At 47.9% G+C, this 15,565-nt stretch carries 15 protein-coding genes; all 15 read left to right on the forward strand.

From position 1 onward, the window contains the following. The first annotated feature begins 10 nt into the window (after nt 1-10). The 15 genes from ACO6VD_RS00710 (at nt 11) to ACO6VD_RS00780 (ending at nt 15,558) form a co-directional block, all read left to right on the forward strand. Nucleotides 11-1,048, forward strand: coding sequence for an LPS O-antigen chain length determinant protein WzzB (locus ACO6VD_RS00710; protein WP_422416331.1), 1,038 nt, complete (start codon nt 11-13; stop codon nt 1,046-1,048). Nucleotides 1,049-1,239: 191 nt separating this feature from the next. After that, the gene (locus tag ACO6VD_RS00715; RefSeq protein WP_422416333.1) at nt 1,240-2,586 is read left to right on the forward strand and encodes a Wzz/FepE/Etk N-terminal domain-containing protein; all 1,347 of its coding nucleotides are present in this window, start codon (nt 1,240-1,242) and stop codon (nt 2,584-2,586) included. 469 nt (nt 2,587-3,055) lie between these two features. Then, nucleotides 3,056-3,262, forward strand: coding sequence for a phosphopantetheine-binding protein (locus ACO6VD_RS00720; protein WP_422416334.1), 207 nt, complete (start codon nt 3,056-3,058; stop codon nt 3,260-3,262). 303 nt (nt 3,263-3,565) lie between these two features. Further along, on the forward strand, nt 3,566-4,648 hold the full coding sequence (locus tag ACO6VD_RS00725; RefSeq protein ID WP_422416336.1) for a 3-oxoacyl-ACP synthase III family protein: 1,083 nt from the start codon (nt 3,566-3,568) through the stop codon (nt 4,646-4,648). 2 nt (nt 4,649-4,650) lie between these two features. Next, nucleotides 4,651-5,412 carry an SDR family NAD(P)-dependent oxidoreductase gene (locus tag ACO6VD_RS00730; RefSeq protein ID WP_422416449.1) on the forward strand — a complete coding sequence of 254 codons (762 nt, stop codon included), beginning with the start codon at nt 4,651-4,653 and terminating at the stop codon, nt 5,410-5,412. Beyond that, nucleotides 5,409-6,059 (forward strand): acetyltransferase, encoded by a 651-nt coding sequence (locus ACO6VD_RS00735; protein ID WP_422416337.1) that lies wholly within the window; start codon nt 5,409-5,411, stop codon nt 6,057-6,059. Before ACO6VD_RS00730 ends, ACO6VD_RS00735 begins: the two co-directional genes overlap by 4 nt. A gap of 5 nt (nt 6,060-6,064) precedes the next feature. Continuing rightward, complete coding sequence (locus ACO6VD_RS00740; protein ID WP_422416338.1) at nt 6,065-7,078, forward strand: ketoacyl-ACP synthase III; 1,014 nt, start codon at nt 6,065-6,067, stop codon at nt 7,076-7,078. 695 nt (nt 7,079-7,773) lie between these two features. Continuing rightward, nucleotides 7,774-9,108, forward strand: coding sequence for a UDP-glucose dehydrogenase family protein (locus tag ACO6VD_RS00745; RefSeq protein ID WP_422416339.1), 1,335 nt, complete (start codon nt 7,774-7,776; stop codon nt 9,106-9,108). Between the two features lie 17 nt (nt 9,109-9,125). Beyond that, nucleotides 9,126-10,181 (forward strand): Gfo/Idh/MocA family protein, encoded by a 1,056-nt coding sequence (locus ACO6VD_RS00750; RefSeq protein ID WP_422416340.1) that lies wholly within the window; start codon nt 9,126-9,128, stop codon nt 10,179-10,181. Then, nucleotides 10,182-10,652, forward strand: coding sequence for an acyltransferase (locus ACO6VD_RS00755; RefSeq protein ID WP_422416341.1), 471 nt, complete (start codon nt 10,182-10,184; stop codon nt 10,650-10,652). It abuts the gene before it with no gap. Then, nucleotides 10,645-11,772, forward strand: a complete 1,128-nt coding sequence (locus ACO6VD_RS00760; RefSeq protein ID WP_422416342.1) for a DegT/DnrJ/EryC1/StrS family aminotransferase — start codon at nt 10,645-10,647, stop codon at nt 11,770-11,772. The genes ACO6VD_RS00755 and ACO6VD_RS00760 overlap by 8 nt, the downstream gene beginning before the upstream one ends. After that, nucleotides 11,772-12,410, forward strand: coding sequence for an imidazole glycerol phosphate synthase subunit HisH (gene hisH / locus ACO6VD_RS00765; RefSeq protein ID WP_422416343.1), 639 nt, complete (start codon nt 11,772-11,774; stop codon nt 12,408-12,410). The genes ACO6VD_RS00760 and hisH overlap by 1 nt, the downstream gene beginning before the upstream one ends. Then, nucleotides 12,403-13,164 carry an AglZ/HisF2 family acetamidino modification protein gene (locus ACO6VD_RS00770; RefSeq protein WP_422416344.1) on the forward strand — a complete coding sequence of 254 codons (762 nt, stop codon included), beginning with the start codon at nt 12,403-12,405 and terminating at the stop codon, nt 13,162-13,164. The genes hisH and ACO6VD_RS00770 overlap by 8 nt, the downstream gene beginning before the upstream one ends. Then, nucleotides 13,161-14,435 carry a lipopolysaccharide biosynthesis protein gene (locus ACO6VD_RS00775; RefSeq protein WP_422416345.1) on the forward strand — a complete coding sequence of 425 codons (1,275 nt, stop codon included), beginning with the start codon at nt 13,161-13,163 and terminating at the stop codon, nt 14,433-14,435. Before ACO6VD_RS00770 ends, ACO6VD_RS00775 begins: the two co-directional genes overlap by 4 nt. Beyond that, the gene (locus ACO6VD_RS00780) at nt 14,428-15,558 is read left to right on the forward strand and encodes an O-antigen ligase family protein (RefSeq protein WP_422416346.1); all 1,131 of its coding nucleotides are present in this window, start codon (nt 14,428-14,430) and stop codon (nt 15,556-15,558) included. The genes ACO6VD_RS00775 and ACO6VD_RS00780 overlap by 8 nt, the downstream gene beginning before the upstream one ends. Nucleotides 15,559-15,565: the final 7 nt, after the last annotated feature.

The following is a 15,565-nucleotide window of genomic DNA, read 5'->3' on the forward strand; positions in this document are numbered from 1 at the left end:
ATTAGAATAAATGCGCAATGTACCTGAGCGCCGTGGTGATGATGAGATTGATCTTTTCGAGTTGCTGGGGGGAGTGTGGAGGCAGAAGCTGCTGATCATTGTGACAACGCTGGTGATAACTGGCGTGGCTTTGGCATACGCATTTTTGGCTACGCCAATATACGATGTGAAGGTTGTTGTACAGCAACCATCGCAGAGCAATATAGCGCAGCTCAACTATGGGCGGGGTGGCGACAGTGGGCTGGCGGTGATGTCAGTCAAGGATGTTTACAACATATACCAGCGTAATCTCCAGTCGGAATCCTTAAAGCGGGAGTTCTTTCGCAAGGTGTATCTGCCTAGCTTGTCAGAAGACAAGCGTCGAGGTTCTCAGGATGATCTATATGTTCGCCTGAATCGACTCGTCAGTGTGGTAGATACGAAAGATTCGCCGGGTCGCCTTCTTGTAGTGGCAAGCCTTCCTTCGGCGGAGCAGGCGGCGGAGTGGGTGGTTCAGTATGTGCAAATGGCGGCAGAGAACACCGAGCGAGAGGTGATCAGGGATGTCCGTGGCGATGCCATGATCATGGCCAGCAACCTCGAGCAACAGATCCGCGCTGCACGGGAGAGTGCGCGCAAGCAACGGGATGATCGAATCGTCCAGTTGGCGGAAGCGTTGAGGATCGCAGACTCGATCGGTCTGGAAAAGCCACCGATTATCTCAAATAATCTTTCAAGTGAAGTCACTGCCGGTATGGACGACTCGCTTACCTACATGCGTGGCAGCAAAGCGTTACGCGCTGAAATCGAGAACCTGCGCAATCGAACATCTGATGACCCTTTCATTGCCAACTTAAGGCCGCGACAGGAGGCGGCTGCATTCTATTCATCGTTGCAAATCGATCCTGAGGTCATTGAGGTTTATCGGCAGGATGGCGCGATTGAATTGCCTGACCAGCCGGCAAAACCCAAGAGGTTGATCATCGTGCTGATGGGAGTGTTTGCAGGGATGGCATTGGGTGTTCTGTTTGCGTTAGTAAGGTATGTGTGGAGAACCAGGGCAGGCTAGAGTCCGGTGATTTGCTACATGCGAATAGTTGGTATTACGGAAAAGTAGAGAATATTTACATTTACTGTCAGAATATGCGCTGTTCGTTTTCTTTAGACAGGGATGTCTGCACCAGACAAAAGTCTTAGGACGAGACGATGCGGGCCCTGTCAAGAGGATGCGTTTCTCTTGATTGACTGACAGGCATTGGTGTGACTAGTATTTCTCCTACCCCCCCCGCTTTACCTCATGATGAGATAGATGTACTGGCGGCTCTTCAATCGCTCTGGCGACAAAAGGTATTAATTGCAGCTGTTGGGGTGCTATTTGCATTTCTGGCAGCTGCTTATGCCTATTCGGTAACGCCTCTGTATGTGGTCAGTACCGTCTTGCGGCCTGCTGCGCTTAACGATCTGGACGCTTTGAATCGGTCAAAGATTTACTCGCTGCCGCCAGGACTTGCGCTGACTCGCGTAGGGGTTGCACTTGACTCCTATGAAACGCGATTGGGCTATTTCCGTTCAAACAAAGAGTTGCAAGCTGCGTTCAGTAAGTCCGGTCGCACCGCAGAGCAAGCCTTTGAGGCCTTCAATCGTAATGCATTGAAGATGGTGCAGGTTGACTCCAAGAAACCTGATGTGCTGAGCTCCTTTATCGCTCTCGAATTGCGCTATCCGCAAGGGGTCAATGGAAAGGAGGCGCTAAATGGATTGGTGCAATATGCAATTGAACGCGAGCGTCAACAGATCTCCAAGGATCTTGAAGTTATCATCGGTAACCGGCTTAAAGAGATTGATGGCCAGCTAGCATCTGCGCGTGTTGACTATGACGCGGGGAAAGAGGGGACGATTGCCGAGTTGCTGGAGTCGGATGTTCTCAAGCGGGAGCAACTGAACGATGAGCTGAGAGCTTTGCGAGTTCAGCTCAAGCTGCGACGAGAGGATAGGATCGCGCAACTGAATGAGGCGATCTCTATTGCTCGATCACTTGGCCTGAAAAAGCCAAGCACACCTTCGGCAATGGGGCGTAGCGAGGTCGAAGTCGCGGGTAGTGTCATTACCGAGGTAAACAACCAGCAGAACCCCCTGTATTTCATGGGCACAGATGCGCTGGAGGCTGAGCAGCAGGCCTTGCGCAAGCGAGTCTCGGATGATTTCGTTGACCCGCGGATCGCTCAAATACGTAAGGAGTTGTTGTTACTGAGTAACAATCGACAGGTTCAGGCGCTTCAGCAGCGTCAAAACGAAGAGTTGTTCGTGAAAGGCATCGAGTCTCTGAGGGCGGAGCAGGCTCGACTGATGAGTATCTCGACAGATATGAGTGGTTTGCTCTTGGTCAGTATTGACCGGCTGGCCGTAGAGCCGCTCAACCCTGTCAGTCCGAAAAAAACACTTTTCATTGTGGTGGGCTTGGCCCTCGGTGTGGTGGTTGGGTGCATTATTGCTTTGCTGCGTTACGCTTTCAAAAAGCGGCGCCGGGAGCTGGCCCGTATTTCATCGGCCTCTACACCCAAAAAAGGCCAGTGCGAATATACACCGGCAACGTTGAGTGTGGAGTGAGCTGGCGCTCAGGTTGATGATCGCCTGGGGATGGGGGAAATCACGGGTAACGGCATTGGGTTTCCAGCCGATCTCGTGCAACGCTCTGTATAACAACAGCCCCTGTGGAGAAGCTTCGCTCAGCTACGCGGATTGATCAGCGTTTGAAGGGGCTTCGGTATCGTCGCCCCGCAACTCTTGCTGACGGACTGCCTGCCCCTATACTATGCGGAGCGGAACCGTTGGCATTTGGTGCGTCCGGGCGTATCGGGACTCGCTCAGGTCAGTGATTGAAAAAGCTTTCCTGGGAGGAAGCGCTCGGAGTGGATGGCTGCTATTTAGATAGTCAGTCTTTATTGTTGGATCTGAAGATTATGTTTTTGACCTTCAAAAATGTGCTCTTGCGAGAAGACATAATTCAAGAAAGGCAAGAATCTACGTGACCCTTCAATGGTTTCGCAGATAATACAATTGATTCAGGGGAAAATAAATGAGCCAAGAAATTTTGGATTTGATCGCAGAGGCCAAGGAAGCTGATGAGGGCTCTGTTAAAGCTAGTGACCCATTGGATTGGGATTCTATCGCAGTTGTAACATTCATGGCTTTGCTTTCTGAGCGCAATATTACCGTTTCGGCCGATAAATTGAATCAGTGCGAAACTGCGGATGACGTGCTCAAGTTGCTTTCCGCCCGGTAGTTGGTAAGTAATAGATTTGTATGGCCCGGGCTGCTCAAGCAGAGACAATGGTTGAGCGGCTTGCGTTATAGGTTTTTTTTAATGGATTATCTATCGTATTCGGTAGGATGTGTTACGAGAATTGAAGAGGTAGGGTGTTTCAGGTGCGATGAACGGGGCTCCGTTTTGAAATGCCTAAATACCTTGGTACAGAAAATTGTTCATTTTCGCCACTCGTGCGCAGAATGGGATAAATAGCGGCTTTCACTCGCAATTTTTAACAGCAATATCTGAATGCAGGGTTGTCGACAGGGGATGGGCAAGATGTCAGAGAAAGAGTTTAAGGACGTAAGATCCATAAAGAATGTTCGGGTCGAAGGGATCGCCTGTTCGATGCCAGAGAATATCTCTGAAGTGTCTGACCTCGCCGAAAAATTCGGAGAGGAAAATATCCAGAAGATTATGGCAAGCACAGGGGTTTTTCGCCGGCATGTAGTGGACAATCAATGTTCTTCTGATCTTTGCGTTGCAGCGGCAGAGCGCCTGTTATCAGACCTTGCAGTAGATCGTGCATCTATCGATACATTGATTTTTGTATCCCAGACTCATGACCACACGCTACCTGCCACAGCTTGTATTTTGCAAGAACGTTTACAGCTGCCTGTTGGTGTGGCGGCGTTCGATGTCGCTTTAGGTTGTTCAGGTTATGTGTACGGCTTGTGGCTTGCCTCATCGTTGATTTCAGGCGGAGGGAGTCGGCGTGTATTGTTACTGGTAGGGGATACCATCAGTAAAATCGTTTCAGAAGAGGATCGCTCGGTAGCGGCTCTGTTTGGCGATGCGGGCTCCGCAACACTACTTCAATATGATGAGACTGCGCAGCCGATTTCCTTTGCCCTGGGAACAGATGGTCGCGGCGCCAACAATCTCATTGTCCCGGCAGGCGGTTTTCGGGATCGTAGCGGGGAGGGCAGCCCTAGCGGCGAGGGGGAGGTGCGCGGGCCATTCGACTTGTTTATGAATGGCGCGGAGATCTTCGCATTCACTCTGGCTCGCGTACCTTCACTGGTTAAAGCGCTTCACGAAAGCCGGCCTGATAACGGGCTGGCGATTGATCACTATGTGTTTCACCAAGCCAACAAGTTTATGCTGGAACACTTGGTCAAACGTATGAAGTTACCTCGGGAGAAAGTCCTGCTGGATGTGGAAAGTGTTGGAAATACCAGTTGCACCTCTATCCCGCTAGCGCTGTCATTGGCTGATCTGGAAAATAATAATAGAGTCACGGGGCTGATGATGCTGGCCGGTTTTGGTGTCGGCTATTCCTGGGCGGGTTGTATTATAGATTTTGATAGCGTGTGGATCAGCCCCATGACAATTACTTGCGATGCGAAGAAGCGAGCGTGATTATGAATAATCTAAACCCGTTCTCTCTTCAAGGCCAACATGTTCTGGTTACCGGAGCTTCATCCGGTATTGGTCGTGAGGTCGCAGTATGGCTAAGTTCGCAGGGGGCTCGCATCACGTTGGTCGCCAGAGATGAACAGCGACTGAAGGACACTCACCGGCGCCTGGCAGGAGAGGGGCATGCCATTGCTGTGATAGATTTTCTGGCTGATCCAGATGTATCTGCATGGATGAAGAAGTTGGCGAAGGAGTCTACGCCGTTTAATGGGCTCGTGCATGCAGCCGGCGTTCAGGCGCCCATGCCTATCAGGGCAACCAGCGTGTCGCATTGGGAAAAAATCATGTCGACGAACGTAACGTCGTCATTTTCCCTGATCAAAGCGTTCCGGCAGAAAGGTGTCTGCCAGAGCGACTCAAGTATTGTCCTCATTTCTTCGGTCATGGCCAAAGTTGGCGAACCAGCACTGCTGGGCTACTGCGCTAGCAAGGGGGCGGTAGAGTCAATGGTCAAAGCGGCAGCAGTTGAACTCGCGCGCGAGGGGATTCGGGTCAACTGTGTAGCGCCTGGCGTTGTTAAAACCGAAATGGCCGATTCACTCAAGGATCTGGTCGGCGTAGACTCAATGGAGGCCATCGAGCAAAAGCATCCATTGGGCTTCGGCACACCCGCAGATGTAGCATATGCAGTCAATTATCTACTTTCCCCGGCCGCCCGCTGGGTCACGGGTACCGCGCTTGTCGTTGATGGTGGATATCTGGCATGAGCAGTTATAAATTTGTAATTGTCGGTGCGGGTGGTTTTGGGCGAGAGGTCTATGTCTGGCTGCGTGACTGGATTGCCAGCTCAGCTGAGTCCCATCAGTATGAAATCAGCGGATTTCTCGATGATTCGCCTGCCGCGTTGGAGCGCTTCACTGGCTTGCCACCAATCATTTCCTCTATCGATGGCTATCAGCATCAGGATGGGATGACTCTGGTGTGTGCCATTGGTAATCCCAAGATAAAGAAAGCTGTCGCTGAAAAGCTTCAGGCAAAAGGCGCGCGCTTCTTTTCTTTGATTCATCCCACGGCAATAGTCGGCACCCGTGTAAGCCTTGGTGAAGGTGTAGTTATTTGTCCCCATGCGGTACTGTCTGCGGACATCTCGATTGGTGATTTCGTGACTATAAACTCAGCTACCACTGTAGGTCATGATGCGTCTGTCGGTAGTTTTAGCACGACTAGCGGGCATTGCGATATTACTGGTGGGGCTCAGTTGGCCGAGGGTGTTTTCATGGGGTCGCATTCAGTTGTAGTGCCGAAGGTTTCCATCGGTGCTTACGCCGTTATTGGTGCGGCATCTGTCGTTATACGCAAGGTCGCTCCGGGCACAACAGTTTTTGGTGTTCCTGCCAAACGAATTGCTGGGTAATAATTATGAAATTTGCAAAAATCGTTGCAATTGAATACGAGCTTCCCAGTCACTCGTTGAGTAACGAGGATCTGGCGCGACAGTTTCCAGAGTGGGATGTCGCCAAGATTTTCGGTAAAACCGGCATTAATGATCGGCGAATCGTGGCGGAAAACGAATGTGCATCTGACCTGGGCTTGCGTGCCTGTGAAAAAATCTTTGATTCCGGCGTTATAGAGCGCTCGGACGTTGATTGTCTGATTTTGTGCACCCAAAGCCCTGATTACGTCTTGCCCGCTACCGCCTGTATTCTTCAGCATCGTTTGGGACTTCCCACGCAGTGTGCGGCATTTGATTATAATCAAGGATGTTCCGGCTATATTTATGGGCTGGGAATGGCGAAGGGTCTCATCGAGACTGGACAGGTCAAGAACGTCCTGCTTGTCACTGCGGAAACCTACAGCAAGTATATTAATGAAGGCGACAAGAGTGTGCGTACGCTGTTTGGCGATGCTGCGGCGGCTACGCTCATCCAGGCGGCTGATGAAACTGTGGCTCTAGACCGTTTCCGTTATGGAACAGATGGTTCCGGGGCGCAAAATTTAATTGTTCCCGTGGGTGGTTCGAGATTTCCTGCTGCACAGAACCTTGATCTCGAATCCCGCAAGGACGAGAGCGGTAATATCAGAACCGATGCCGATTTGTACATGAACGGGCCGGCAATTCTCGAATTTTCCTTAACGCGTGTTCCGGAGTTGTTTGAATCGCTGTTTGATGAGAATTTCACCACAGAGATGGTGGATCACTTTGTCTTTCATCAGGCAAACAAGTTCATGTTGGATACGTTGAAAAGACGGCTGAAACTTCCTGAAGAGAAATTCGTCAGGGAGTTTGAGCATTGCGGCAACACCGTCTCCTCCACCATTCCGATTGCGCTGAAGGAGTCTATGGAAAAAGGAAAGTTGAAGGAAGGTGACATGGTTGCATGCGTCGGGTTTGGCGTTGGCCTTTCCTGGGCAGCCTGCACGGTCCGCTTCTGATATTGATGTGCCAGCAGAGTGCGAAAAGTACCCAAGCAAGCACCGCATAGGGCACTCTAGCGAGGAGGCTGCGGCATAGCGTGTCCTGGCGCAACAAACCAGTCGAACAGTTTCAGTCGATCGTACATGCACCCGATCGTATTGCAGTATTCGCTCCGCCCTGCTGTTCCGGTTGCGGTTCAGAGGGGCAGGCACGCGTTCGGTGGTGGTACTACCAGGTTTCAGTTCACCCAGGCCCTCCTTGTTTAGTTCTACAGGTAAATGATGTGCATCAACCGCTCATCGGTACAAGCCCTGCCTGCTTAGCGGGTTCTTTTAAAGAAATAGGCAGGCATTTACCTGGCAGCAACGCTCCCGCCCCAGGCGGGCCAGTGCAGAGCCTGGAGCAGAGCGTGCTGGATCGTGCCGTATAGTGCGTTGCCGAATTTCAGATCAGCCAGGGTTTCACCTTGGCGGATTACACGGCCATGGCATTCAGAATTTAGCGTCAGGCCGCCGGCTTGTCTTGTGCTACAGGACGGTATCAGCTAAGATTTTTCAATTTGAATTTTTTTGGCCGATTTAAAGAAGCGTCGTAATAAAAGCCGGTGCGCTTTGTTTCCTGTGGCTCGCGTGCTTGACGGAATTATCACGACGAACCTTAAACGATCGATATCATTGAGTTATAAACATAACTTTGTTGTAAATGGAATTCTATGAAAGTAACGATATTTGGTACAGGCTATGTAGGGTTGGTGCAGGGTGCCGTTTTGGCCGATGTTGGGCATGAAGTGGTTTGTTTAGACATTGACCAAAATAAAGTTGATCGACTGTCTCGGGGCGAAGTACCTATTTATGAGCCGGGTTTAGAGGAGATTCTAAAATCCAGTCTGCTCAATGGTAATATTCGTTTTACCAGCGACTACGGATTGGCTACTGCTCACGGTGATGTTCTGTTTATCGCTGTGGGCACACCGCCGGATGAAAACGGTTCGGCTGACCTGAAATATGTACTTGATGTCGCTAGTTCAATAGGTCAAGAGATTGACGGTTACAAGGTTGTCGTCAATAAGTCGACGGTTCCAGTAGGTACAGCAGATAAAGTCCGTCAACGCATCGGCGATATTATTAGCCAGCGTTCAGGAAAAACTGCTTCTTTTGATGTGATTTCGAATCCTGAGTTTCTCAAAGAAGGTTCAGCTGTTAACGACTGCCTGAGGCCGGACCGAATCATCATCGGCACCGATAGTGAGCGGGCTGAGGATGTTATGCGTGAGCTCTACGCTCCGTTCAACCGGAATCACGAAAAAATCATCGTAATGGATACGCGTAGTGCAGAGCTTACAAAGTATGCTGCGAATTGTATCCTCGCAACCAAGATCAGCTTTATCAACGAAATAGCTAACTTGGCTGACGCATTGGGTGCGGATGTTGAGAAGGTTCGTAATGGTATTGGTAGCGATCCACGAATTGGCTATGAGTTCATATATCCGGGTGTAGGTTACGGTGGTTCTTGTTTTCCAAAGGACGTTCAGGCACTGATTAAAACAGCAGAGGACATCGGGTTTGATACGAAGGTCCTGAAAGCTGTGGAAGAAAGGAATAATCTTCAAAAAACAGTGCTTTTTGATAAAATATCGTCGCATTTTTCCGGTGATCTGAAAGGCAAAGTATTTGCATTTTGGGGTTTGAGTTTCAAACCGAATACCGACGACATGCGAGAGGCGCCTAGTAGAGTGTTAATGAAAGCGTTGTGGGACGCTGGTGCTGTGGTAAAAGCCTATGACCCTGAAGCAATGCAAGAGACACGCAGAATTTATGCGGAATCCACTGTGCTTGAGCTTTGTGCTTCCAAAGAGCTGGCGTTAGAAGGAGCAGACGCACTTGTTATTCTCACTGAATGGAAAAATTTCCGGGCGCCAAATTTTGAGTTGATCAAGAAAAAGCTTCGCACCCCGTTAATTTTTGATGGTCGTAATATATACGATCCTGGCTCAATGTTGAGAGAAGGGTTTGTATATCATTCCATTGGCCGTCCTTCAATTTTTTGACATCAGGTTAGAGAATCATGCTGAAATTTGCTTTGGTTGGCTGTGGGCGTATCGCTAAACGTCATGCAGAAATACTCGGTGGTAACATCGTGGATAACGCCTCGCTTGTTGCCGTGTGCGATATCGACCCCGAAAAAGCGAAAGCGTATGGAGAGAAGTATAATATTCCTTACTTCTCCGACATGCATGAAATGATGAAGTCTACAGAAATTGATGTTATTTCTGTACTTACCGAGAGCGGCTACCATGCGAAGCATGTGATTGAGCTGGCTGAGTACGCCAAGCATATTGTTGTCGAAAAGCCGATGGCGCTGACTTTAGAAGATGCCGACGCAATGATCGCTGCATGCGAGAAAGCGGGTGTCAAACTATTTGTAGTTAAGCAGAACAGATTTAACGTACCTGTCGTAAAACTTCGGGAAGCACGTGAGCAAGGCCGCTTTGGCAAACTGGTCCTGGGTACCGTACGTGTGCGCTGGTGCCGACCTCAGGCCTACTATAATCAAGATAGTTGGCGTGGAACTTGGGCCCTGGATGGCGGTGTTCTGACGAATCAGGCCAGTCATCACGTGGATTTACTTGAATGGATGATGGGCGACGTCGAGTCCGTTTACGCAATGGCGAACACGGCACTGGTCGACATCGAAGCTGAAGACACGGCGGTGGTGACCTTGCGCTTCAAGAATGGAGCGCTGGGTGTCATCGAGGCCACAACGGCAACTCGCCCTAAAGATCTTGAGGGTTCTTTGTCGATAATCGGCGAGGGCGGGTCTGTGGAAGTGGGCGGCTTTGCAGTCAACGAAATGAAAGTATGGAATTTTCTGGAGTCGACCTCTGACGATCTCCAGGTGATGGAGCGCTATTCTGTAAATCCGCCAAACGTGTACGGCTTCGGTCACCAAGCTTACTATGAGCACGTTGTAGATGTTATTGAGAATAACAAAGCGCAGTTGGTGGATGGACAAGTCGGGCGTAAGAGTCTCGAGCTGATCGTGGCAATTTATGAGTCGATCGAAACCGGTAAAGAAGTATTCCTGAACAATGCGTCCGGTAAGTGCCGATTGGGTGTATAGATGAATGAGCCAATTCAAAAATACTCAGCAATAAAGAACGTTGAGTTTGGTCGGGATGTCACTGTTGTGCAGCCGGTAAATATTTATGGGTGCAGGATTGGTGATAATACCTTTGTCGGGCCTTTTGTCGAAATTCAGAAAGACGTGGTTATTGGCAGTAACTGTAAAATACAATCGCATAGTTTTATTTGCGAATTGGTCAATATAGGTAACCACTGTTTTATTGGTCACGGTGTGATGTTTATCAACGATCTGTTTTCTACCGGTGGACCGGCTCAAGGGAACAAGTCGCTTTGGAAGGAAACACATATCGGTGACAATGTGTCTATTGGCAGCAATGCAACCATTCTTCCTGTCCGTATCTGCTCTAATGTAGTTATTGGAGCCGGTGCAGTGGTCACAAAAAATATTGAAGAGGCCGGCATTTATGTCGGTAATCCTGCTAAAAAGTTAGGTGAGCTTAATGGTTAAGTTTCTGGATCTGCACTCCCAGTATCTCTCAATTCGGGAAGAAATCGACGGCGCGATCAGTGGAGTAATTGCGAACTCTAGTTTTATTGGTGGTGACACGGTTCGCGTATTTGAAGAAGACTTCGCAAATTACTGTAATGCACGGTTCTGTCTTGGGGTAGGAAACGGGACTGATGCTTTAGAAATCGCGATTGAGGCGCTTGAGCTGCCGAAAGGTAGTGAAGTGCTGGTCCCTGCTAATAGCTTTATTGCAAGCTCCGAAGCTGTAAGCCGTTGCGGTCATAAAGTTGTATTTGTTGACAATGACCCGGCTAGTTACATTATCAGTGTAGATGATGTACTCAAGAAAATTACAGAAAAAACCAAGGCGCTAATCGCCGTGCATCTGTACGGCCACCCTTGCGAAATGAATCGTCTGACCGATATTTGCAAAGATAAAGGTATCTACATCATCGAAGATTGCGCTCAGGCCCACGGTGCGGAGTTTGAGGGTAAGCGAGTTGGTGGTATTGGCGACATTTCAGCCTTTAGCTTCTACCCGGGCAAGAACTTGGGTGCCTATGGTGATGGCGGCGCGATCGTGACCAACAATGAAGCGCTCGCGCTCAAATGCCGTCAGATTGCCAATCATGGCCGTATTGCTAAATATGACCATGCCTTTGAGGGGCGCAACTCTCGGTTGGATGGTTTGCAGGCAGCGGTTTTAAGCGTGAAATTGAAGCATTTAAATGCCTGGACCGAAAAACGTATCAGCATTGCTGATAGATACTTGCAGGGGTTGGCGGGTATTCCACAGTTAATCCTTCCAGTTCGCCAGGCGTGGGCGAAGCAGGTTTATCATCTTTTTGTTATCCGCTCAGAGCACCGTGATGCTTTAAAAGCATTCCTCGATCGCGCCGGAATAGAAACGGGTATCCATTACCCCAAAGCCTTGCCTAAGCTGCAGGCGTATGCCTATCTTGAGCAAGTAGATTGTAGTGCCAGTTACTACTCGCAAGACAGTACGCTATTGAGTCTTCCGATCGGTGAGCATCTATCATTTGAACAGATTGATAGCGTAATTAATGCGGTTAAGGAGTTTTTCGTAACCGTAAACAAGAACACCATCGGTATAAAATAATGATCGTCGTGGTCGACTATGGAATGGGTAACTGTAATTCGATAGTGAATATGTTTCGCAAGGTTGGTGCGCACGTCTGTATATCTAACGATCCACAGGTGCTCGCAACAGCTCGAGGCATAGTGCTTCCTGGTGTCGGCTCGTTCGATAATGGTATGAGGAAGTTAAATCAAACCGGTTTACTTTCTCATATGGAAGAGGCTGTTTTGCACCGAAAGGTTCCTTTTTTAGGTGTCTGTTTGGGCATGCACTTGCTATTCAATCATAGTGAGGAGGGGCAAGAGCCTGGATTGGGATGGGTGTCCGGTAAAGTTGTCAGGTTCAATTTTTCGGATGAAAAATTTTCAGGCTTGAAAGTTCCTCATATGGGATGGAACAGAGCAGCTATAAGAAAGGGCTCTTCGTTTATCGATGCGGTCTCCGCTGATGATGAACGTCGATATTATTTTGTTCATTCTTTTCATGCGGTCTGTGAAAATGATTCCGATATTTTAGCTACCACCACTTATGGCTATGAGTTTGTCAGCGGAGTCCAACGGGATAATATTCTCGGTTTTCAGTTTCATCCGGAAAAAAGTCATCGCTATGGAGTTCAACTGTTTAAACAATTTAATGAGCTTGTGAATAATTATGCTTAGCACGCGAGTTATCCCGGTACTTCTCTTGTCGGAGGGGGGGTTGTACAAGGGGAAAAAATTTAAGAATCACCAGTATGTTGGTGATCCTCTTAATGCTGTGAAGATATTTAATGAGAAAGAGGTTGATGAACTCGTTTTCTTAGATATTACTGCAACCAGGGAGAAAAGAGAGCCTGATTTTGACCTGTTGGCAGACATCGCATCGGAGCTATTTATTCCGTTCGCATATGGTGGAGCAATTACTTCTGTTGCTCAGGCTGAAAAGCTATTCAGGCTGGGAGTTGAAAAGATAATTTTGAACTCATCGGCAATTATGGATATCAATTTGGTTAAGGAAATCTCTTCCGTTTCCGGCGCGCAGAGCGTCGTTGTTGCTGTTGATACTAAAAAGAGTTTACTGGGTAAAACACATATTTATAGTCACAGCGGACAAACAAAAACTAATTTAGACTTGCTGCAATATTTGACCAGCCTGGAGAAGGCCGGGGCAGGGGAGATCATTCTTAACTCTATCGACAGAGAGGGGACACGATCAGGTTATGACTTAGACCTGATTCGTAAGGCTTCTAGTGTTTTAAGTATACCTCTGGTTGCGCAGGGTGGCGCCGGTAGTATTTCCGATTTTTTACCTGCGATACAAGCCGGTGCGTCGGCCGTGGCGGCAGGCACGATGTTTGTTTTTCACGGTCCACATGATGCGGTTCTGATTACGTACCCTGAATACGCCAAACTCAAGCAGATATTAAGCCTGTGAGTCTACTAATAAAGAAGTTGCTTTCCAGCCGTATACTGCTGAGGGCGTTAAACGTTTCCATACGTGGTGGTACGGCCTTGGGGCGGTCCGTACTTATAATTTTTTTGGCAAAATTTTTACCTGCTTCTGAACTTGGCGAGTTTGGACTGTTTGTAGCAACGGTACTGATCTGTACGCTATTAACCAGTTTTGATTTTAATAAATACATGTACAGAGAGTTGTTTGCACACGGCTCTGACGGACGAGCTCGGATACTTGGCTCGCATGTAAAGACAATAGGTTGCCTCTTTTTGCTGAGTGCGCCATTGTTCTATTTTGTATTTCTATACGGCCTTATTCCTGGCGAAGATGTACTTTATTTCTATTCTATTTTGCTTCTTGTCCTAGTGTCGCTGGAGTTGGAAGCGCTATTGACCGTGCTCGGAAAGCAGCTTTTAGCCAGCGCGGTGTTTTTCACCCAGACGTCATTGTGGGTTTTCTTCGTTATTCCTGTTATTTATTTCTTTCCCGCTTATCGAAATTTGGAGTTTATCTATATTTCGTGGATAGGGGGCGCCAGCTTATCCATTTTCATCGCGCTGTTTTTCTTGAAGTCAAGTGATGTGAAAGTGTCTTTTGATGGGATGGGGGCCGATTGGATTATAAAGGGGCTGAAACAAAGCTCAATTTTTCTATTATCGTCTCTCATGCTCAAGCTGTTGCTGACCATAGACCGTTTTGCAGTGGAGTTTCATTCGACAACGGAGTTGGTCGGTAGCTATGTATTTTATATTAGCGTGGTCATGGGGGTTTATAACTTTCTCGAACCAGGGGTGTTTTCTTTTATTTATCCAAAACTTTTACGATCCTATAAAGAAAATGATCATGCCGGTTATATGGCTGCCCACAAGGAGTTGATATTTTCAACTTTTGCTGGTGTGCTTGTGCTCGCTATTTCCCTTAGCTATCTTGTTCCCTACATTGTAGATGTGCTGGAGCTGACTGCGCATAGAAAAAGCCTGGACAGTCTCTGGTTGATGATTTTGGCGGGTGCAATGTACATGCTTGGATATATTCCCCACTATGTTTTGTATAGTCGAGGTCAGTTTAACTGGCTCTCTTATGCGAACGCAGCTGCGCTTGTAGCCTTCGTGATGTCTGCCTACTTGTTGTCGATGCAATCACCCATCAGCTTAGTGGCCAGTAGCTTGTTGATTGCTTTCTCGGTAGGTGGATGTGTTAAGGCATGCGCCGCATACCTGCTTCATGACAGGCAGGTTGATAATGTATAAGCAGTTCGCGCGGATGTTGTCTAACGGTTCGGTATTTTTTGGTGTATTCCTGTCGCTTGCCTACATGCTCGCAAAGGCGCCCTTGCTTTTATGGGGGCAAATGGAGCTGAATCCACCTAAGTTACTACTTGCGTTGTTTCTCCTGTCATCTCTGTTGCTGTCTTCAGTTGTACTGTTAGTGCGTTTTAGAAGAGTTTATGGATGTTGTTTTCTAGTGCTCTTCAATATTTTGTTCTTGTTGAATTTGATTGCTAATGATTTCAGTAGCTTCGGGTTTTTCAAATATGCTTCGCTATCAATCCTGATCTCTCTGACTGCGATTGTGTATTGTATAACGCCAAAAAGGCATTCTCTGGCGGAAGTATTATTGGTCTTCGCTGGGCTTTTGGCTATTTATGGATGCTTGGCGGTTCTATGGGAAGTCATAAAAGGACAACAGTTTGCCTTGCGTGAGTCCATTGGGCTTAATGGACCTATTGTATTTGGTCAGCTAATGGTCATTTCAAGTGCGCTCTTTCTGTTGTATGGCAATCGACGATTCATCATCGCGTCGGTCCCTGCCGCACTGTCTTTACTGTCTTTTTCCAAAGGGCCAATTCTGAGTGGTCTGTTTATACTGTTTTTGAAGCGAAAAAAAATCTTCGTACTATTGCTTCTATTGCTTCCTGTTTTTGCTTTAATGTCGCCAATAGATTTGTTCGATAACAGGCTTTTCTATTTTATCGAGTCGCTGTATGAAGCTGTTGCTAGTTCCGATACTAGCTTGCTGTTCTCGGGTAGCAATTATGGTTCAATTGGCTCTCGCCTGGATCAGTACGTGCTAGCGGTTAATTTGCTGTCAGAGCACCCTTTGGGTATTGGCTTAGGGCAGTGGTCGTTGGTATCTGAACACGAGTATCCTCACAATTACTTGGTGGAAATATTGGTGGAGCAAGGGCTGGTTTTCGGCTTGGGCTCGCTGTTGGCGGTGTTGTTTTTTTTCACAAAAATAACTGATAGAAATTTGAAATATGTCGTAGTGATGTTTTTTCTGTTTTCTATGTTTAGTGGTTCAATAGTAGATAACAGAGGGATCTATCTTGTGATCCTTTTGGGTTTACTCTATCGGCAGTCAGAATATTGAATGTGTA

It is taken from the genome of Pseudomonas sp. GZD-222 (assembly GCF_049310525.1).
GTDB lineage: Bacteria > Pseudomonadota > Gammaproteobacteria > Pseudomonadales > Pseudomonadaceae > Aquipseudomonas.